Genomic DNA, 19087 nt, shown 5'->3' on the forward strand with positions numbered 1-19087 from the left:
TTCGACTGGTCCGGTTCTACGACAGCTGTTCCTACCTGGTGCATAAGCCTTCGACTCGCGGGCGCGGGACGATCGCACGCTTGCTGTTGATCTTCCCGCGGCCGAGAAACTTAGCAGATCCGCGAACGCCGCCCAATGGGCCTCCGGACGCCCAACAGGGCATTCGCTGGCTACTGCGATGAACGTACAGCACCTTGCGCCGAACGGTCGCTCCGGGTTGGGTCGCGCTATCGCATTCCGGCAAGAACTGCACTCCACCGCTCCGCCGGTTCACTCCTTCGGCGGTGTTCGGGCAAAGATCAACATGGGTAAAGGGAAAGGTGGCTTGTTCTGGTTGACAGCCATCGTTCGCAGCCGCTATACGCCCGCCGCGAGAGTGTCGAGAATGGCCTGGCCGTACTTCGCCAGCTTGTTCTCGCCGACACCGCTCACCGTGCCCAGTTCCGCCAGCGAGCTCGGGGCCTGAGTCGCGATCTGACGCAGCGTAGCGTCATGGAAGATCACATAGGCGGGCACTCCCTGCTCACGCGCGGTTGCAGCGCGCCACGAACGCAATTGTTCGAAGATCGGCGCGGCCTCGGCCGGCAATTCCGCGGCGGCCGCCGCCGCTTTGGCGGTTCGGGCGGCCTTGGGCGGCTTGGCGGCGTTCTCCCGGCGCAGCCGGACCTCGCGCTTGCGCCCGAGCACGTCCCCGCTGGCCTCGGTCAGCGACAGCGTCCCGTAGTCGCCCTCCACCGCCAGCAGCCCCTGGGCCAGCAGCTGCCGGGTGACGCCGCGCCACTCCGACTCGTTGAGCTCGGCGCCGATGCCGAACACCGTCAGGCCGTCGTGGTCGTGCTGGATGACCTTGGCCGTCTTGCGGCCCAGCAGGATGTCGATCACCTGCCCGGCGCCGAAGCGCTGCCGCCGCTCCTTGTCCAGCCGGAACACCGCCGACAGGAACTTCTGCGCGGCAACGGTTCCGTCCCACGACTCCGGCGGCGTCAGGCAGGTGTCGCAGTTGCCGCAGCGCTCGGTCAGCGTCTCGCCGAAGTAGGCCAGCAGACCGCCGCGCCGGCACTCCACCGACTCGCACAGCGCCAGCATCGCGTCCAGGTGCTGGCCGAGCCGTCGCCGGTGCGTGTCGTCGCCCTCGGAGGTGTCGATCATCTTGCGCTGCTGGATCACGTCCTGAAGTCCGTAGGCCAGCCACGCCGTGGACGGCAGGCCGTCGCGGCCGGCACGGCCGGTCTCCTGGTAGTAGCCCTCGACCGACTTCGGCAGGTCCAGGTGGGCCACGAAGCGCACGTCCGGCTTGTCGATGCCCATGCCGAACGCGATGGTCGCGACCATGACCCGGCCGTCCTCGCGCAGGAACCGGGACTGGTTCTCGGCGCGGGTCCTCGCGTCCAGCCCCGCGTGGTACGGCAGCGCCGCGATTCCTTGCTCCGTCAACCACTCCGCGGTTTTGTCCACAGAGGACCGGGACAGGCAGTAGACGATGCCGGCGTCGCCCTGGTGCTCAGTGCGCAGCAGCTCCAGCAGCTGCCGCTTGGGCTCGTTCTTCGGCACGATCCGGTACTGGATGTTGGGCCGGTCGAAGCTGGAGACGAAGTGCCGGGCCTGCTCCAGGTTGAGCCGGCTGGCGATCTCCTTGCGGGTGGCCTCCGTCGCGGTGGCGGTCAGCGCGATCCGCGGGATGTCCGGCCACCGCTCGTGCAGGTGGGACAGCTGGAGGTAGTCCGGCCGGAAGTCGTGCCCCCACTGGGAGACGCAGTGCGCCTCGTCGATGGCGAACAGCGCGATCTTGCCCCGCTCCAGCAGCCGCGGCGTGGACTCCATACGCAGCCGCTCCGGCGCCAGGTAGAGCAGGTCGAGCTCGCCGGCGACGTAGAGCGCCTCCATCATCTGGCGCTCGCCCGGATCCTGAGTGGAGTTCAGGAAGCCGGCCCGCACGCCCAGCGCGTTGAGCGCGTCCACCTGGTCCTGCATCAGGGCGATCAGGGGCGAGACGACGATCCCCACGCCGTCACGGACCAGCGCGGGGATCTGGTAGCACAGGGACTTTCCACCACCGGTGGGCATCAGCACCAGCGCGTCACCGCCGGCCACGACGTGCTCCACGATGTCCTGTTGGTCGCCGCGGAACGAGTCGTAGCCGAAGACGGTGCGCAGTACCTGAGCCGGATCACTCACGCCGCCCGAGTGTAGTCCGGCAGCTGGAGCGAGTCGGCGGAGCGGTTGACCAGCCAGGTCAGCAGACCGGTCATGGGCTTGGTGTTGAGCACGCGGTACACGTACTTGCGGTTGCGGATGCTGCGGTCGCTGCCCGGCGCGAAGAAGCCGCCGGACTGCTTGGCCTGGTTCTGGCCCATCTTCGCGGTCGACCGGATGACCTCCTCGAACGCCTCGAAAGCCGCGCTGTAGCTGGACTTCGTGGCCAGCTCGCCGGCCAGCACGTAGCCGCCGATCATGCCGAGGCCGGTGCCGCCGCTGCCCGGGCCGCCGGCCCACGCCGCGTCGCCGACGAGCACGACACGGCCCTTCGACCACTTGTCAAGCCGGATCTGGGTGAGCGAGTCGAAGAACAGCGTGTCGGTCCTGGCCAGCCCGTCGAGGATGGTCGGGACCTCCCAGCCGGCGTCGCGGAACCTGTCGATCAGGATGCGCTTCTGCTGCTCGACGTCGTGCCGGTCGTAGGTCAGCGGCTCGGAGGCGAAGTACATGGCCACGCCCATGGTGTCCTGGTCGAGGTGGCTGGTGACCATGACGCCGAGGTTGGGCTCCGAGTACATCTGGCCGTCGTGGTCGAGGCCAAGGTGGTTGGGCACGGTGAAGTAGGCGACGTAGTAGCCGAGGTCGGTGGCGAAGTCCTGCTCGGGGCCGAAGGCCAGCGACCGCACACCAGAGTGCGAGCCGTCGGCGCCGATGACCAGGTCGAACGTGCGGGGGGCGCCCTTCTGGAAGGTGACGTCGACGCCGCCGGCGTGCTCGGTCAGCGAAGTGATCCTGTCGCCGAAGACGTACTCCACCTTGTCCTTGGTGTGTTCGTACAGCACCCGGCTCAGGTCGCCCCGGGGGATCTCGACCTCGCCGCTCATCACCGCGGCCGGCACCTTGGCCTCGAAGCGGCCGTCGCGATCGACGATGGTCACGTCTCCCATCTGGGTGCTGAGAGCCTCGATCTGCGGCAGCACGCCCATCTTGCGCAGGATCTCCAGCTGCTCGCCGCGGAAGTCGACGGCCGAGCCGCCGGCCCGCAGGGCGGGGGCCTGCTCGACCACGGTGACCTCGAAGCCGTGGCGGTGCAGCCAGTAGGCGGTGGTCGGGCCGGCGATGCTCGCTCCGGAAACCAGGATCTTCGTCATTTCTGCCTCCTCGTTCGGTGTGTGGTCATACCGTCGCGTCCGGCGCTGACCGTTGACTGATCGCGCGCTGACCGTGGCGGACGAGGATCGTGGTGAGCGGTGAGCGGCCCGGTCAGCGGGGCCCGGACCTGCGGAAATGCGCTGACCGCGCCGGGTTGATTCTACGAGCCGGGTATGACAGGAACTGGCCGTCGTCAGCGTGGTCGCCCCGTCGTCATCCCGGCAACCTGACCCAGAACCGAGAGCCTTCGCCCACGACGACGCTGTCCACGCCGACCGTGCCGCCGTGGGCCTCGACCAGCTTCTTGACGATGGACAGCCCGAGTCCGCTGCCGCCCGTCTGGCGGCTGCGGGACTTCTCGGCCCGCCAGAAGCGGTCGAAGACGTGGGGGAGATCCTCGCTAGCGATTCCGGATCCGGTGTCGCTGACGGCTACGAAGGCGTGCTTGCTTTCGCGGCGAGCCTCGATGCGGACCACCCCGCCCGGGCCGGTGTGCCGGATCGCGTTGGTCACCAGGTTGTCGACGACCTGCCGCAGCCGGACGGGATCGGCGCTGATCTCGCCGTCGCCGTCGCCCCGCAGCTCGATGCCGGCGGCATCGGCGCGGGCGCGGTGGGCGGCGCAGGCCTGGGCCGTCAGCTCGGCCAGCGACACCGGCTCGCGATGCAGGCGCAGCGTGCCGGCGTCGGCCTGCGCCAGGTCCTGAAGGTCGTCGATGATGTGTTGGAGCAGCACGGCTTCCTCCAACAAGGACGCGATCAGGGCCTCGTCGGGCTCGCTGACGCCGTCCTGGGTCGCCTCCAGCCAGCCCCGGATGTTGCTCAGCGGCGTCCGCAGCTCGTGGGCGATGTCGCTGATCAGGTCGGTGCGCAGGCGCTCGACCTGGGCGCGGCTGGCCGCCATGTCGTTGAAGGCCCCGGCCAGGCGTCCGATCTCGTCCCGCCGCCTGATCCGGACCGAGGCGTTGACGTCGCCGTCACGCATGCGCTGGGCGGCGGCGGTCAGGGCCCGCAGCGGCCGGGTGAAACGGCGGCCGGCCAGCACGGTGATGAGGATCGTGACGGCCAGGACGCCGCCGGCCGCCAGGCCGATGCGGACCTTGTTGCCGGCGGACAGGTCGAAGGTGCTGGGCGTGACCGAGCCGCCGGGGCTGGTCACGAACAACAGGGCGGCCGGCGCCACGAACGGGGTCAGCTGCTCGTGCCGGCCGGTGGTGACGCAGTCCTGGACCCGCTGGTCGTTGCGGTCGGGCGCGACCCCGCTCGGGGCGGCCTGCGCGGTCTGGACCTGCCACGAGAAGTCCAGGTCCACCGCGACCGGCGGCAGGTGCTGGCGGGACAGGCACTCGTTGACCAGGCCGTCCAACTGCTCCAGGGCGGCCTGCTCGGACTTCACGGGCTGGTTGAGGGTCTTCGCGCAGTTGGCCGCGTCGGGGCTCTGGATCCGCGGGCGGCCGCTGGGCAGCTCGGTGATCGTGCCGACGGCGCCCCGATTCCGCACGCAGTCCAGCGCCCGCTGCGCCAGCCCGCTCAGGAACGCGATGTCGTCCTGGCTCAGCGCGTACGGCCCGATCGCCGACGGGGAGATCCGGTCCGGCGCGAAGCTCTGGTCGACCGACAGCGCGTCGACGCCGGCCGACGCGCTGACGGGCAGGGCATGGCCGCCGGGCTCGGAGTCGACGATGATCCGTCGGTTCTGGTCGGTGAGCACGATCCGCCGGCCGGTCTCCTGCGCCAGCACCGACACCTCCGTGCGGACGCCGTCCCAGCTCGGGTGCCGGGCCGCGTAGGCGACGAGGTCCTCGTAGATGCGGTTGCCGGAGCTGATGGCCTGGCCCTGCTCCTGCTGGATGGCCACGCTGGTGGTCTGGATGGCCAGCCAGGCCGTGGCCGCGATGGAGCAGGCAGCGACCACAATGGACACTGCCAGAAGTCGGGCGAGCACTAGGGCCTCTCCTCGCCGGTGAGCTTGTAGCCGACGCCGTACACCGTGACGAGGCGGACCGGGCGGCGTGGATCGGGCTCGATCTTCTTGCGCAGGTTCATCACGTGCACGTCGATGGTGCGATCGGTGATGTAGCGGTCGAAGCCGTGCAGCCGGGCCAGCAGCTGCTGCCGGGTGAACACCCGATCCGGTTGTCCGGCCAGGGTCTCCAGCAGCCGGAACTCGCCGGGCGTGCACTCGACGCGGTGGCCGTCGCTGGTCACCACGTGCCGTCCGGGATCGACGGTGAGCGTGCCGACGCGCAGCAGGTCGTCCGGCTCCGGCGTGCGCTGGACCCGCCGGAGCAGGGTCCGCACGCGGGCGACGAGCTCGCGGGGGCTGAACGGCTTGGTCATGTAGTCGTCGGCGCCCAGGTCCAGGCCCAGCAGCAGATCGTCCTCGGTGGAGCGGGCGGTCAGCATCAGCACCAGCACGTCGCATTCGGCCCGCAACACCCGGATCACGTCCAGACCGTCCACTTTGGGCATCATCACGTCGAGCACCAGCAGGTCCGGCCGGTTGGCCCGCACCGTGTCGATGGCCGCCCGGCCGTCGCCGACCACGACAACCGTGTGCCGCTCACGCTCGAGATAGCGGCGGACCAGCTCCGCCTGCTTCTCGTCGTCCTCGGCCAGCACGATGTGGGCGCACATGGCACCGATGATAGGTCGGCCATGCGCGGGCCACCGGATCCTGACAAGTTCCTCATAACCGTCCGTGATGGTGACGGCATGACTGCGGACACCCGCCGGCGGGCGGTGATCGGGATCGCCGTGCTGGCCGTGGTGGTCGGCACGGTGCTGGGCGTGGCTCTGATCGATGCCCGGCACGGCTCGTCGGCCACGACCACGGCCACGCCGGCGTCGGCCCAGACCGTCGCGGTGAAGCGGATGGACCTGTCCAACGGGCAGTCGTTCGGCGGCACGCTCGGCTACGGGGCGCCGATGACCGTCAAGGGCGCGGGGACGGGGCTGGTGACCAAGTTGCCTGCGGTCGGCGACATCGCGGGGCAGGGCAAGGCGTTGTACTGGGTGAACGACAAGCCGGTGCCGGTGTTCTTCGGTGACACGCCGTTGTTCCGCAAGCTCGACGGTCCGACGTTGAAGGGCGCGGATGTCGCCGTGGTGGCGGCGAACCTCAAGGCCTTGGGCTACAGCGTCGGTTCGGTGCCGGCCAAGGATCCGTCGTTCACGCCGGCCATTGCGGCCGCGCTGAAGAAGTGGGAGAAGAGCGTCGGTCTGGACGACACGGGGACGCTTGATGTTGGCCAGGTCGTGGTGTTGAAGGGCCCGATGCGGGTGAACGCCGTGACCGCGCAGCTGGGGGATTCGGTGGCGGGCGATCTGTTGTCGGTCACGTCGACGCAGAAGGTCGTCACCATGCCGGTGGAGGCGACCGAGGTCGGGCAGATCAAGGCCGGCGCGGCGGTAACGATCATCCGCCCGGACACCAAGCCTGTGTCGGCCAAGGTGACGGCCATCGGCACCACTGTGGACGGTGGCGGCAAGGACCAGACGTCCGGACCGCCGAAGCTGACCGTGACGATCACGCCGGACGATCCGTCCACTGTGGCCGATCTGGACGCGGCCTCCGTGCAGGTTCAGGTGGCGACGGAGGTCCACAAGGCAGTGTTGGCCGTTCCGGTCGGGGCGCTCGTGGCTTTGCGGGAGGGCGGCTATGCCGTGCAGACCGGGGACGGCAAGTACCACGCCGTGCAGACCGGGATGTTCGCGCAGGGCATGGTGGAGGTCAGCGGCGCCGGCCTGAGCGAGGGGCTGAAAGTGGTGACCACGTCGTGACTCCGGTGCTGGAGCTGCGGGACGTCAGCAAGCGCTACCCCGGCGTGACCGCGCTGGACTCGGTGTCGCTGGAGATCGAGACCGGCGAACTCGTTGCCATCGTGGGACCTTCGGGCTCGGGCAAGTCGACCATGCTCAACATCATCGGCACCCTCGACCTCCCGTCCGAGGGCTCGGTGTTCCTCGGCGGCCTGGACGTGACGACGCTGTCCGACCGGCGGCTGTCCGCCCTGCGGGGCCGGTGGTTGGGCTTTGTGTTCCAGCAGTTCCATCTCACCGACGGCCTGTCCGCAACGCAGAACGTCGCCACCGGCCTGTTGTATGCCGGCGTACCCCGGCGGCAGCGGCGGGCCCTGGCCCTGGAGGCGTTGGACCGGGTCGGGTTGTCGCACCGTGTCGACCACCAGCCGCAGCAGCTGTCCGGCGGTGAACGCCAGCGGGTGGCCATCGCTCGTGCCGTGGTCAACAATCCGGCGTTGGTGCTGGCCGACGAGCCGACCGGCGCCCTGGACACCGCCAACGGGCAGGCTGTGCTGGAGTTGTTGCGGCGTTTGAACAGTGACGGCACCACGATCGCCGTCATCACGCACGACCGGGACATCGCGGCCGGTCTGCCCCGGCGGATCGAGATGCGGGACGGTCGGCTGGTGGCCGACACGCGTGCTGGGAGTTTGGTGTGACTGCGTTGAAAACCCAGCCCGTTCGCCTCTCGTTCGGCGATGTGCTGCGGCTCGGGCTGCTCGGCGTCGGCAGCCGCAAGATGCGAACCGTCCTGTCGGCGCTGGGAATCTCCATCGGCATTGCCACCATGGTGATCGTCACCAGCATCCCGGCCTCCAGCCAGCAGTCCCTGCTCGATCAGCTGACTGCCTTGGGCACCAACCTGTTGCGGGCCGAGCCCCAGCAGACGCAGGGCGATCCCGTGCTGCTGCCCGAGGACGCGATGGGCATGGTCAAACGGATCGGCCCCGTCACCGCCGCCGCGCAGGTGGCCAACGCCCACAAGACCGTGCATCGCAACGACCGTATCGACCCCAACGCCGACTCGGGGCTGTCGGTGTTGGCCAGCAGCACCAATCTACTAGGAGCGGTCAACGGTTCCCTGCACGCCGGCAAGTTCCTCGACGACGCCTCGGCCAACTTCCCGACCGTGGTGCTGGGATCCGTTGCCGCGTCCCGGCTCGGCTTCACCGACCTGGTGCCCAACCAGCAGCCGCCGCAGGTGTTCATCGGAACGCAGTGGTTCACGGTGATCGGCATTCTCGACCCCATGCCGCTCAATCCCGACCTCGAACGGGCTGTGCTGGTCGGATGGGGTGCGGCGAAACAGGTTCTGGGCTTCGACGGCCATCCGACCGTGGTCTACGTGAAGGCCGACGAGGATGCCATCCAGGACGTGCGGGCCGTGCTCGCACCCACCCTGTACCCGCAGACTCCCGGTCTGGTCCAGGTGTCGCGGCCGTCCGACGCGTTGGCGGCCAAGCAGGACACGAAGACCACCTTCTCCGGCCTGTTCCTGGGATTGGCCGGCGTCGCCCTGTTGGTCGGCGGCGTCGGCGTGGCCAACACCATGGTGATCTCCGTGCTGGAGCGGCGGCGGGAGATCGGCCTGCGCCGGGCGCTCGGCGCCACCCGTGGCCAGATCCGTGGGCAGTTCCTCACCGAGGCCGCCGTGCTGTCCGGTCTCGGCGGGCTGGCCGGCACGGTGATCGGGGTGGTGGCCACGGTGGCGTACACCGGATACCAGGGCTGGCCGGTGATCATTCCCTTCGCCGCGCTCGGCGGCGGGCTGGCCGGGGCCGTGCTCATCGGGGTGCTGGCCGGCATCTACCCGTCGGTCCGGGCCGCCCGGCTCACACCCACCCAGGCGCTCGCGGCACCGTGACATTAGGGGGTTATTACCGGACCGTGCGGGATCCCGGGTTCCCGTGCTGGACTGTCGGCATGGCCTTCGACGACCTTCGCGCGCTGTTCGTCAACTGCACGCTCAAGCGGTCCCCAGAGCTGAGCAACACCGACGGGCTGATCGACGTCAGCAGCGGCATCATGGCCCGCAACGGCGTCACCGTCGAGGTGTTGCGGGCCATCGACCACGACATCGCCGTCGGGGTGTGGCCCGACATGACCGAGCACGGCTGGGCCACCGACGCCTGGCCCGCGATCTACGAGAAGGTGCTGGCGGCCGACATCCTCGTGCTCTGCGGCCCGATCTGGCTGGGCGACAACAGCTCCGAGATGAAGAAGGTCATCGAGCGCCTGTACGCCTGCTCCCACCTGCTCAACGACGCCGGCCAGTACGCCTACTACGGCCGGGCCGGCGGCTGCCTGATCACCGGCAACGAGGACGGCGTCAAGCACTGCGCCATGAACGTGCTGTACAGCCTCCAGCACCTCGGCTACACCGTGCCGCCGCAGGCCGACGCCGGCTGGATCGGCGAGGCCGGCCCCGGTCCGTCCTATCTGGACCCCGGCTCCGGCGGGCCCGAGAACGATTTCACCAACCGCAACACCACGTTCATGACCTGGAACCTGATGCACATGGCCCGGATGCTCTCCGACGCCGGCGGCATTCCCGCCCACGGCAACCAGCGCTCCGAGTGGGACGCCGGCTCCCGGTTCGACTTCCAGAACCCGGAGTACCGCTAGCGGGTTTCGGTGTGACGCTGGGCGGGACTCGCGGGGGTCGTACCGGTTTCATGGGTGCTGGAGAGCGGGACTCGCGGTTAGGACCAGGCGGCGTCGGGGGTGGTGACGGCGGGCTCGCCGCCGGCCTCGGCGAAGGCGGAGAGGGCGTCGACCAGGCCGACCCGGGTGGACTCGGGCATGCGGGCCACGATGCGGGCGATCTCCTTGCGACGGCGGGCGGTCACCTGGCGCACCACCCGGCGGCCCTCGGCGGTCAGGTCGATGACGATCTCGCGGCGTGAGGCCGGGTTGGTCTCCCGCACGACCATGCCGGCGGCGACCAGGCGGTCGACCATGCGGCTGGCGGTGGACGGGTTGACGCCGAGCTGCTCGGCCAGCGCGGCGTGCTTGGTGGCCCCGACCGAGTTCAGGATGACCAGCAGCCGGAACTGGGCCAGGGTGATCGCCTCGTCCACGGCGGCGATGGACCGGGCGGACACGGCGACCAGCAGCCTCGATGCCGTCAGCACCGCGTCGGTGACGGCGTCGACGTCGGTGGACTCGGCGAGTTCACCCGGTGTGCGCGGCATGACACCAGTGTGCCTCAGGCCCCGCCGGACAGTGCGGGCACGGCGTCCCGGATCGCGATCTGCCAGCGTGTCGTCGGCGCGACCCAGCCCGCCGCCCGCCGCCCGGCCCGCTGCACCTGGCGCACGGCCGGCAGCAGGCCGAGCTGGTACGAGGCCATGGCCGTGCCGATATCGGTGGACCGCGCCAGGGAATCGGCCAGGCGGAAGGCGCCGAGCAGGGCCAGTGACGCCCCATGGCCGGCCAGCGCGGACACCGCCGAGGCGGCGTCGCCGACCAGCACGGTGCGTCCCACATGCCAAGTGGCCAGTTCGACCTGGGACACCGGCACGTGGCGCAGCGAAGGCGGGCACTGCTCCAACGCCTGGTCGACGATCCACCCCATGCCCGTGCAGCGGGCGCGTACCTGGGCGACGGGATCGGCCGGCGAGCGGTCGCCGCGGTGCACGAGGAACGCGGCGATCCGGCCGTCGGCGGTGCGGCTGAACCCGGCCTGTCGGTCGGCGAGGCTGAGCACCTTCAGATCCGGGCCGAGGTGCTGAGCGAGGTCGTCGTCGCGGAACAGGTACGTCGAACACTGCTGGCCGAGCGGCCGCACGTACAGACGATCCGGTCCGAACACCATCCGCCGCACGGCGGAGTGCTGTCCGTCGGCGCCGATGAGCGCATCGACGGCCAGCACTCCGCCGTCGGACAACGTCACCCGAACGGGCCCGTCGCTGTCCTCGACGGAGACGATCTCGACGCCGCGCCGGACCTGCACCCGGGGCGGCAGCGCGGCGGTCAGCGCCGCTTCCAGGTCGCCCCGCATGATCGTCAGCAGCCGGCCGTGCAGCATGGTGGCGGTGGCCAGGTAGCTCACGGTGGCCAGCGTGCCGCCGTCCTGGTCGACGTAGACGATGGCCGGGATGTTGCGGCGCAGCGAGCCCAACGCGGGCAGCAGGCCCATGCGGTCGAGCACGTCGTAGCCGGCGCCGCCGACGTCCAGCAGGTGCGCGGCGTCGCGGGGCTGTTCGTCGCGGTCGACGAGCAGCACGTCCCACCCGTGTCGGCCCAGCCACCACGCCGTGGTCAGCCCGGCCACACCGGCGCCGCACACGAGCACCCGCATCGGCCCTCCGTTTGTCCCTTGTGTCTTCCCGAGTCTTGCATAGTGCAATAGTCGGCGGGGGTAGAATGGTTGACGCCCGACCCCTCCTTGGGCATCGTTCACTGTGAACGTTTGCAGGTGCCCTCAGGGAGTGTCATGGCTCGACCGAGCATCGGCTGGATCGGCGCGGGGCGGATGGGCGCCGCCATGGTCAAGCGGCTCGGCGCCGCCGGCTACGACGTCGCCGTCTACAACCGGACCAGGGCCAAGGCCGAGGCGCTCGGCGTCACGGTGGTCGACCGGCCGGTCGACCTGGCCGGTCGGGACATCGTGTTCACCATGGTCGCGGCCTCGGCCGACCTGGAGCAGGTGACCTCCGGCGACCACGGCCTGTTCACCGATCCCGACGTCGCGCCGCGCGTGGTGATCGACTCGTCCACCGTGTCCGAGGAAGCGTCGGCCGCCGTCCGGGTGGCCGCCCGCAAGCGGGGCTCGGAGTTGTTGGCCGCGCCGGTCAGCGGCAACCCCAAGGTCGTGGCGGCGGGTCGACTGACCCTCGCCGTGTCGGGCCCGCGAGCGGTGTTCGACGAGGTCGAGCCGGTGCTGCGCGCGCTCGGCCGGGGCGTGACCTACGTCGGCGAGGACGAGGTCGCCCGGCTGGTGAAGATCGCTCACAATGTGTTCCTCGGTGTCGTCGTCCAGTCGTTGTCGGAGATCACCGTGCTGGCCGAGAAGGGCGGCGTCAGCCGGGCGGCGTTCCTCGAATTCCTCAACGACTCGGTGCTGGGCTCGGCGTTCACCCGGTACAAGTCTCCCGCGCTGGTCAACCTCGACTTCACGCCGACGTTCACGATGCCCTTGCTGCGCAAGGACTTCGATCTGGGCCTGGCCGCCGCGCGCAGCCTGGAGGCCCCGATGCCCATCGCCTCGGCCACCGCCCAGCTGATCGCCTCGGCCATCGGCGCCGGCCACACCGAGCAGGACTTCGCCACGCTACTACTGGAGCAGGCCCGCCGGGCCGGCCTCGCGCTCGAACCGGAGAACGTGTCAGTGGATGATGGGTTGACTCCGGACGAGTGAGTTCGCGGCGCGTCCACAGTTCCATTCACGATGCTGGCGCGGTTCACGATGCTGGCGCGGTCAATATGCTGACGCGATGGACAAGCCCGCGACCATCAAGGACGTCGCCGAAATGGCCCGCGTGCACGCGGCGACCGCGAGCCGTGCGCTGAACCCGCAGACCCGGGACAAGGTGAGCCCGCGGACGGCGGCCCGGATCGTGGAGGCCGCCCGTGCCCTGGGCTACTCGCCCAACTCGGCCGCGCGCAGCCTGCGGACCCGCACGTCGTCGGTGGTCGGCGTGGTCATCCCGGACCTGCGCAATCCCGTGTTCCCGCCGATCGTGCGGGGCGTCGAGGACGCGCTGCGGGAGGCCGGCTACCTGGCGCTGCTCGGCAACACCGACGGCGACGCCGCGCGGGAGCGGGACCTGCTGGCCACCATGCGCGGGCAGCAGCTGGCCGGGTTCATCCTCGCCACCAGCAAGCGGGACAGTGTGCCGCTGGGGCCCGACGTGTCCGTGGTGCTGGTCAACCGCCGCACCGACGCCGGCGACGTCCCCTCCGTCGTCGCCGACAGCAGCGCCGGCGTGCACGCGCTGGTGAACCTCCTGATCGCGCGAGGCCACACCAGGATCGCCCACCTGGCCGGGCCCCAGGACACCTCCACCGGCGTCGAGCGCCGCCGGGCCTTCCTCGACGGTCTCGCCGCCCGCGGCCTTGCCCCGGCCGGCGTCGAGGTGTGCGACGCCTACAGCGAGCAGGCCGGCTTCGACGCCACGCACAAGTTGCTGGCCGCCACCTCCGCCACCGCCATCGTCGCCGGCAACGACATGATCGCCCTCGGCTGTTACGGGGCGCTGGCCGAGCTCGACCTGCGCTGTCCCGAGGATGTCTCGGTCACCGGCTTCAACGACATGCCCTTCGTCGACAAGCAGCGCCCCGCCCTCACCACCGTCCGCATCCCCCACTACGACATCGGCTACGAGGCCGCCCGCCTCCTCCTGGAGCGCATCGCCACCCCTTCTTCCCCACCCAAACGCCTAGTCCTCCCCGTCGAACTGATCGAACGCAACTCCGTAGCGCGAGTCCCGCTCTCAGACACCTGAGTTACCGGTTCACAGGGCGGCGATGATGGCGGCCGGCGTCAGCGGGAGGTCGCGGACGCGGACGCCCAGGGCGGAGTGGAGGGCGTTGGCGATGGCGGCGGCGGTGGGGCCCTGGGCGGTCTCGCCGGCGCCGAGGCTGGGCCGGTCGGGGCGGTCGACGATCACCACCTCGACCTCGGGCACCTCGGAGAACCGCAGGATGGGGTAGGACTCCCAGTCGGTGCTGGTGACGCGGGAGCGATCGAAGCGGACCTGCTCCTTGACGGTCCAGCTGGTGCTCTGGATCGCCCCGCCCTCGACCTGGTTGCGAAGGCCGTCGGGGCTGACGACGGCCCCGGCGTCGACGGCGAGGGTGAGGCGCTTGACGCGAACGGAGGTCTCGGCCTCGACCTCGGCGACGACGGCGCAGTAGGCGCCATGGTGGCTGTAGCGGGCGAAGGCAAAGCCCCAGCCCTCGCCGCGGCGGGACCAGCCGGCGGCGTCGGCGGCAGCGGTGATGACGGCCCGGGCTCGCTCGTCGGACAGGTGCTGTAGCCGGTACTGAACGGGGTCGACACCGGCACGGAGGGCCAGCTCGTCCACAAAGGACTCGATGGCGAAGACGTTGGCGTAAGCCCCGAGGGCCCGCAGCGACGAGGTGCGCAGCGGCATCTCCAGCAGCCGGTGCTTGGTGATCCGCTGACCGGGAAAGGTGTACAGGGGAACGGAATTGCGCTCGGAGCCGCCGCCGTTGGCGAACGGGGGATCCATGGACACCGGCGGGGGAGTGCCGGTCCGCAGCTGGGTGCCGAGCAGGGCCGGCGCGTCGAAGAAGCCGGGGCGCGAGACGTGGCCGTTGCTGTAGACGTCGTGCCGCCAGGCGACGACCTCGCCGGCGGCATCGAGATCGGCCTCGATGTGCACGGCCATCGCCGCGCCGAAAGGGGCCCAGCCGAGCTCGTCGGCCCGCGACCAGACGACCTGGACCGGCCGCCCGTTGACGGCCCGGGCCAACAACACGGCATCGAACGCGGCGTCATCGGCCCCGTTGTGGCCGTAGGCACCGGCGCCCTCGACGTGGTGCAGAGTGACCTGGTCGATGGCGACGCCGAGCGACCGGCAGATGTCCAGGCGCAGCGGGTGCAGGCCCTGGCTGTGCGTCCACAACTCCAGCTTGTCCCCGTCCCAGCGGGCGACGCCGCACGAGGGCGCCATCGAGGCGTGGGACAGATACGGCCGGGAATAGGTGGCGGCCACCGTGGTGACGGCATCGTCCGAAGTGGACTCATCGACGATGGTGACGTCCTCGGTGCGGCGGGACATCAGGAATTCCGGCATGGCGTCGACGTCCGGCAGGCTGTCTCGCTCGGCCCACTCGCAGCGCAGCAACTCGGCGGCGCGCACAGCGGTCTCCTCGCGATCGGCGATCACGCCGAGGAAATCGCCGTCACGGACGATCTCGACGACGCCGTCCAACTCGGCGGATTTGCTGGTGTCCAAGGACATCAGAGTCGCGCCACGGGAGGGCGGCCGGACGACGCGGCCGTGGAGCATGCCCGGCAGCGACAGGTCGTGGATGAAGCGGGCCCGGCCGTACACCTTGTCGGGAATGTCCAACCGGCCCGGGCTGGTGCCCATGACCTTGCGCTCGGCAACGGGTTTCGGTTCGATCGCACCGGTCGCCTCGACGTCGAGGTCGACGTCGTCGAGCAGGTCCCAGTAGCTGACCGTGTCGTTGATCAGGCCGTCCACAACGGACAGCTCGGAACTGTCGAGCACCTTGGCCGCCGCGGCGAGGAAGACGGCCCGGACCTCCGCGCCCACCTGTCGCAGGGCGGCGCCGGAGTCCTCGATCGACCGGCTGCCGGCGGTCAGGCCCTCGTCGGGGCTGGAGTCGGTGGTGGCCGGCACCATGTGGATCCGGTTATAGGCGACATCCAGCTCATCGGCGGCGATCTGCGCCAAAGCGGTCAGAATGCCCTGTCCCAGCTCGACTTTGCCGCAACGGACGTCGACGGTGCCGTCGGGGCGCACGGAAACCCAGTGCGACAGGCGGGGATTCGCGGCGAGGTTGCGCGGGATCACTGCGCCGCCTCGATCTGGGACGCCTTCAGCACCGCGCGCACCATCCGGTTGTGGGCCCCGCACCGGCACAGATTGCCGTCAAGGGCTTCGCGGACCTCGCACTCCGAGGGGCAGGAATTCCGGGCCAGCAGGGCGGTCGCGGTCATCACGACGCCGGACACGCAGTAGCCGCACTGCGCCGCCTGCTCGTCGATCATCGCCCGTTGCAGCGGCGAGTCGCCGAGCCCTTCCACGGTCCGGACTTCCTTGCCGTCGACCGACCACAGTGGAGTGTCGCACGAGTGCACGACCCGCCCGTCGACGAGCACGTTGCACGACCCGCACAGCCCGAGCCCGCAGCCGAACCGCGTGCCCTTCAGACCCAGCTGGTTGCGTAACGCGTACAGCAACGGCGTGTCGCGGTCGGCCTCGACCGTCACCTCGGCCCCGTTGACCAGCAGCCGGAACGTCTCGTCGCTCACTCGTGCCAACGCTATTCGCCGTCGCCGCCGGCCGTCAACATGTCCTCGACCAGCCCCAGCAGCGTGGTCAGCGCCCGGCTGGGCTTGTGATCGGCCAGCCACACCAGCGTCACCAGCCATTCCACCGCGGCGCCGGCCAGCGGGATGCGCACCAGGTCGGGCTCGCGGATGATTTCCAGGTCGGGCACCACGGCGATGCCCAGCCCGGCCCGCACGTAGCCCGGCACCACCCGCAGGTCGGACACCTCGGCCACCACCCGCCGGGGCTTGCCGACGGCGTCGAAGGCCCGTTCGAGGGCGATCCGGTTGCCGAAACCCCGTGGCGTGTCGACAAAATCCTCGCCGGTGAGGTCGGTGATCGTGACCGTGGACCGCGTGGCCAGCCGGTGTTCGGCCGGCATGAGCGCGACGTAGGAGTGACGGTTGAGCTCGCGCGCCTGGAGCCCGGCCAGGTCGGACGGCGGCAGCCCCACCAGCGCGGCGTCGAGCCGGCCGGCCCGGACGTCCTCGGCCAGGCCGGTCGAGCCGGTGGTCGACATGGTCAGGTGCAGGTCGACCAGCGGATACCGGCGGTGGAACGCGCCGAGCAGGCCGGGCAGGTCCAGCGGGCCGACGCTGATCATCGTGCCGATGCGCAGGCTGCCCCGCAGCCCCGCCCCGGCCTCCTGCACGACCGCCTTGGCCCGGTCCAGCTGGGCCAGCGCGGCCTTGGCCTCGGGCAGGAACGCCGCCCCGGACGGCGTGAGCGCGACCGAGCGGGTCGACCGGTCGAACAGGGTGGTGCGCAGGTCCGACTCCCACGACTTGATGCCGGCCGACACGGTCGACTGCACCGCCCGCAGCCGCCGGGCGGCCCGTGTGAAGCTCAGCTCCTCGGCCACCGCGACGAAGTACTCCAGCTGACGCGTGTCCACGTCCCCGATTATCGCACCACGCCGATAACTGTGACCAGCATCTTTCGTTGGACTCGATGCTCGGCGCGGCGCAGGCTGGGACCATGAGTTCCACGCTGATGGTCGCGCGCCCCGCGCCGCGGTTGAACCACGGCACCGGCTTCTGGGTGGTGGCCGCCGCCTTCCTGCTGGCCCTGGCCTTCTCCACCGTGCCGACCCCGCTCTACCCCCTCTACCAGCAGCGCGACGGCTTCCCGACCGTCGTCATCACGGTCGTGTTCGCCGCCTACGCGCTCGGCGTCGTGGCCAGCATGTACTTCATCGGGCACGTCAGCGACTGGCTCGGCCGCCGCCGCATGGCGCTGGCCGCCGTGCTGGCCGAGGCGGTCTCGGCGGCGGTGTTCCTGGCCTGGCCGGACGTGCCCGGGCTGGTCGTCGCCCGATTCGTCGGTGGCGTCGGCATCGGCGCGCTGACCGCCACCGCCACGGCCCACCTGGCCGAGCTGCGGGCCGTCACCCATCCCGGCCGGGACGCCGGGCTGTTCTCGTCCATGGTCAACATGGCCGGCCTCGGCATCGGGCCGGTGGTCAGCGGGCTGCTGGCCAGCTACGTCACAGCGCCGCTGACCACGCCGTACGTGATCTTCCTGGCGTTGTTCGTGGTGGCGGCCGGCGCTGTCAAGTTCGTGCCTGAGACCGTCTCACGCAACGAAGACCGCCCTCGCTACCACCCGCAGCGGGTGTCGGTGCCGCACCACGCCAAGCCTGTGTTCTGGGCCGCCGCCGCGGTCGCCTTCGCCGTCAACATGTTCAGCGGCCTGGTCGGGGCGCTCGCGCCGACGTTGCTGCGCGGGACCTTCCGGGAGCCGTCGCTGCTGGTCGGCGGCCTGGTCGCGATGTCGGTCTTCGCGGCCGCCGCCGGCTCGCAGCTGCTGTTCGCCGGCCAGCCGCTGCGCCGCCAGCTGTTCATCGGCCTCGGCGGCCTCGTGCTGTCGCTGGTGGCTATCCCGACCAGCGTGCTCAGCGGCAGCGAGCTGCTGTTCTGCGCCGGCACCGTCGTCGGCGGTGCCGGCATGGGCCTGGGCTTCCGGGTCGCCCTGGCCAAGGTCGCCGCAGTCGCCGCCCCCGAGCTGCGGGGCGAGACCCTGGCCGGCGTGTTCCTCGCCTTCTACCTGGGCCTCGCGCTGCCGGTGCTGGTCGTCGGCGTCGCGCTCACCGCCCTGCCCAGCCTCCTGGTGCTGGTGCTGTTCAGCGTCGTGCAGCTGGTGATCCTGGTCTGGGCCGGTCGGCGGCTGGCCATGGCATCGTGAAGGTGTGATCCAGTACCGGACCGTCGACAAGCTCGCCGCCCGCATCGCCCTGCACGGCTACGGCACGAATCCGCAGCCGTGGCAGGACTGGGTCCGCGAGCGATTGCCGTCGCGCCAAGGCCAACGCGTGCTGGAGGTCGGCGCCGGCACCAGGGCGCTGTGGCCGTCGAAGCCGGACATCGCCCTGGTGCCGACGGATCTCTCCGCCGCCATGTGCACCACCTTGCGGGGCAAGGGATTCGCGCCGGCCCGGTGCAGCGCCGACGCCCTTCCCTTCGCCGCCGGCTCCTTCGACGGCGCGATCGCGTCCCACATGCTCTATCACGTCGACGAGCCGCCGAAGGCCATCGCCGAGCTGAACCGGGTGCTGCGGCCCGGTGGCTGGCTGGTCGCGACCACCAACGGCGGCGGCCACATGGCCGAGCTGTGGGAGATCGCCGAGAAGGTCGGCCTGCCGATGTCCTTTCCGCTGGCCGCGGACCTCTCGTTCCGTGCCGAGAACGCGATCGCCTTGCTGAGCCGTGACTTCGAGGACGTCGACCTGATCCGCTACGAGGACGAGCTGGTCGTGGCCACACCCGAGCCGGTGGTCGCCTACCTGGCCAGCTGCGTGGACCGTGACCTCACCGACGAGGAGTTGTCCGTGCTGCACAACGAAGTCGCCGGTCGCGGCACCGTGCGCATCCACAAGCATTCGGTGCTGGTGACGGCCCGGTCGGATCAAGGGAATGGTTCGTGACCGAATAAAACCCCTCGCGG

17 protein-coding genes are annotated in these 19087 nt (G+C 70.4%); 8 read left to right on the top strand and 9 right to left on the bottom strand.

Annotated features, from left to right (window positions below; genetic code table 11):
• Positions 1-357 precede the first annotated feature (357 nt).
• The 4 genes from recQ to AB0M73_RS06440 all read right to left on the bottom strand — a co-directional run bounded on the left by recQ (position 358) and on the right by AB0M73_RS06440 (position 5984).
• The gene (recQ, locus tag AB0M73_RS06425) at positions 358-2175 is read right to left on the bottom strand and encodes a DNA helicase RecQ (protein WP_363887624.1); all 1818 of its coding nucleotides are present in this window, start codon (positions 2173-2175) and stop codon (positions 358-360) included.
• Positions 2172-3347, bottom strand: coding sequence for an FAD-dependent monooxygenase (locus tag AB0M73_RS06430; RefSeq protein WP_363887627.1), 1176 nt, complete (start codon positions 3345-3347; stop codon positions 2172-2174). The genes recQ and AB0M73_RS06430 overlap by 4 nt, the downstream gene beginning before the upstream one ends.
• Before the next feature lie 214 nt (positions 3348-3561).
• Positions 3562-5292 (bottom strand): HAMP domain-containing sensor histidine kinase, encoded by a 1731-nt coding sequence (locus AB0M73_RS06435; protein ID WP_363887629.1) that lies wholly within the window; start codon positions 5290-5292, stop codon positions 3562-3564.
• Positions 5292-5984, bottom strand: coding sequence for a response regulator transcription factor (locus tag AB0M73_RS06440; protein WP_363887631.1), 693 nt, complete (start codon positions 5982-5984; stop codon positions 5292-5294). Before AB0M73_RS06440 ends, AB0M73_RS06435 begins: the two co-directional genes overlap by 1 nt.
• A gap of 78 nt (positions 5985-6062) precedes the next feature.
• On the opposite strand from AB0M73_RS06440, the gene AB0M73_RS06445 reads away from it, so the two are divergent.
• Genes AB0M73_RS06445 through AB0M73_RS06460 form a run of 4 tightly spaced genes read left to right on the top strand, consistent with a single transcriptional unit; the run spans position 6063 to position 9776 of the window.
• Positions 6063-7130 carry a peptidoglycan-binding protein gene (locus AB0M73_RS06445; protein ID WP_363887634.1) on the top strand — a complete coding sequence of 356 codons (1068 nt, stop codon included), beginning with the start codon at positions 6063-6065 and terminating at the stop codon, positions 7128-7130.
• Entirely contained in the window at positions 7127-7810 is a 684-nt protein-coding gene (locus AB0M73_RS06450; RefSeq protein WP_363887636.1) for an ABC transporter ATP-binding protein, read from the top strand. Before AB0M73_RS06445 ends, AB0M73_RS06450 begins: the two co-directional genes overlap by 4 nt.
• Positions 7807-9015, top strand: coding sequence for an ABC transporter permease (locus AB0M73_RS06455; protein ID WP_363887638.1), 1209 nt, complete (start codon positions 7807-7809; stop codon positions 9013-9015). Before AB0M73_RS06450 ends, AB0M73_RS06455 begins: the two co-directional genes overlap by 4 nt.
• A 59-nt stretch (positions 9016-9074) precedes the next feature.
• The gene (locus tag AB0M73_RS06460; protein WP_363887641.1) at positions 9075-9776 is read left to right on the top strand and encodes a flavodoxin family protein; all 702 of its coding nucleotides are present in this window, start codon (positions 9075-9077) and stop codon (positions 9774-9776) included.
• A 77-nt stretch (positions 9777-9853) separates the two neighbouring features.
• Here AB0M73_RS06460 and AB0M73_RS06465 read toward each other — a convergent pair whose 3' ends face one another.
• Both AB0M73_RS06465 and AB0M73_RS06470 read right to left on the bottom strand, forming a co-directional pair.
• Positions 9854-10345 carry a MarR family transcriptional regulator gene (locus AB0M73_RS06465; protein WP_363887643.1) on the bottom strand — a complete coding sequence of 164 codons (492 nt, stop codon included), beginning with the start codon at positions 10343-10345 and terminating at the stop codon, positions 9854-9856.
• A 14-nt stretch (positions 10346-10359) separates the two neighbouring features.
• The gene (locus tag AB0M73_RS06470; protein ID WP_363887646.1) at positions 10360-11454 is read right to left on the bottom strand and encodes an FAD-dependent oxidoreductase; all 1095 of its coding nucleotides are present in this window, start codon (positions 11452-11454) and stop codon (positions 10360-10362) included.
• Between the two features lie 135 nt (positions 11455-11589).
• Between AB0M73_RS06470 and AB0M73_RS06475 the strand changes: the two genes are divergently transcribed.
• Positions 11590-12513: an NAD(P)-dependent oxidoreductase gene (locus tag AB0M73_RS06475; protein ID WP_363887649.1), complete on the top strand. Its 924-nt coding sequence runs from the start codon at positions 11590-11592 to the stop codon at positions 12511-12513.
• A 76-nt stretch (positions 12514-12589) separates the two neighbouring features.
• Positions 12590-13600 (top strand): LacI family DNA-binding transcriptional regulator, encoded by a 1011-nt coding sequence (locus AB0M73_RS06480; RefSeq protein ID WP_363887652.1) that lies wholly within the window; start codon positions 12590-12592, stop codon positions 13598-13600.
• Positions 13601-13609: 9 nt separating this feature from the next.
• Here AB0M73_RS06480 and AB0M73_RS06485 read toward each other — a convergent pair whose 3' ends face one another.
• Genes AB0M73_RS06485 through AB0M73_RS06495 form a run of 3 tightly spaced genes read right to left on the bottom strand, consistent with a single transcriptional unit; the run spans position 13610 to position 17039 of the window.
• On the bottom strand, positions 13610-15664 hold the full coding sequence (locus AB0M73_RS06485) for a molybdopterin cofactor-binding domain-containing protein (RefSeq protein ID WP_363887655.1): 2055 nt from the start codon (positions 15662-15664) through the stop codon (positions 13610-13612).
• Positions 15661-16125 (bottom strand): (2Fe-2S)-binding protein, encoded by a 465-nt coding sequence (locus AB0M73_RS06490; protein ID WP_363887658.1) that lies wholly within the window; start codon positions 16123-16125, stop codon positions 15661-15663. The genes AB0M73_RS06485 and AB0M73_RS06490 overlap by 4 nt, the downstream gene beginning before the upstream one ends.
• Positions 16126-16136: 11 nt before the next feature.
• Complete coding sequence (locus tag AB0M73_RS06495; RefSeq protein ID WP_363887661.1) at positions 16137-17039, bottom strand: LysR family transcriptional regulator; 903 nt, start codon at positions 17037-17039, stop codon at positions 16137-16139.
• A gap of 83 nt (positions 17040-17122) precedes the next feature.
• On the opposite strand from AB0M73_RS06495, the gene AB0M73_RS06500 reads away from it, so the two are divergent.
• Both AB0M73_RS06500 and AB0M73_RS06505 read left to right on the top strand, forming a co-directional pair.
• A complete protein-coding gene (locus AB0M73_RS06500; RefSeq protein WP_363887664.1) occupies positions 17123-18328 on the top strand; it encodes an MFS transporter in 1206 nt (401 codons plus the stop codon).
• A gap of 4 nt (positions 18329-18332) precedes the next feature.
• A complete protein-coding gene (locus tag AB0M73_RS06505; protein WP_363887667.1) occupies positions 18333-19067 on the top strand; it encodes a class I SAM-dependent methyltransferase in 735 nt (244 codons plus the stop codon).
• Positions 19068-19087: the final 20 nt, after the last annotated feature.

This window comes from Kutzneria sp. NPDC051319 (genome assembly GCF_040682195.1).
Taxonomy (GTDB): domain Bacteria; phylum Actinomycetota; class Actinomycetes; order Mycobacteriales; family Pseudonocardiaceae; genus Kutzneria.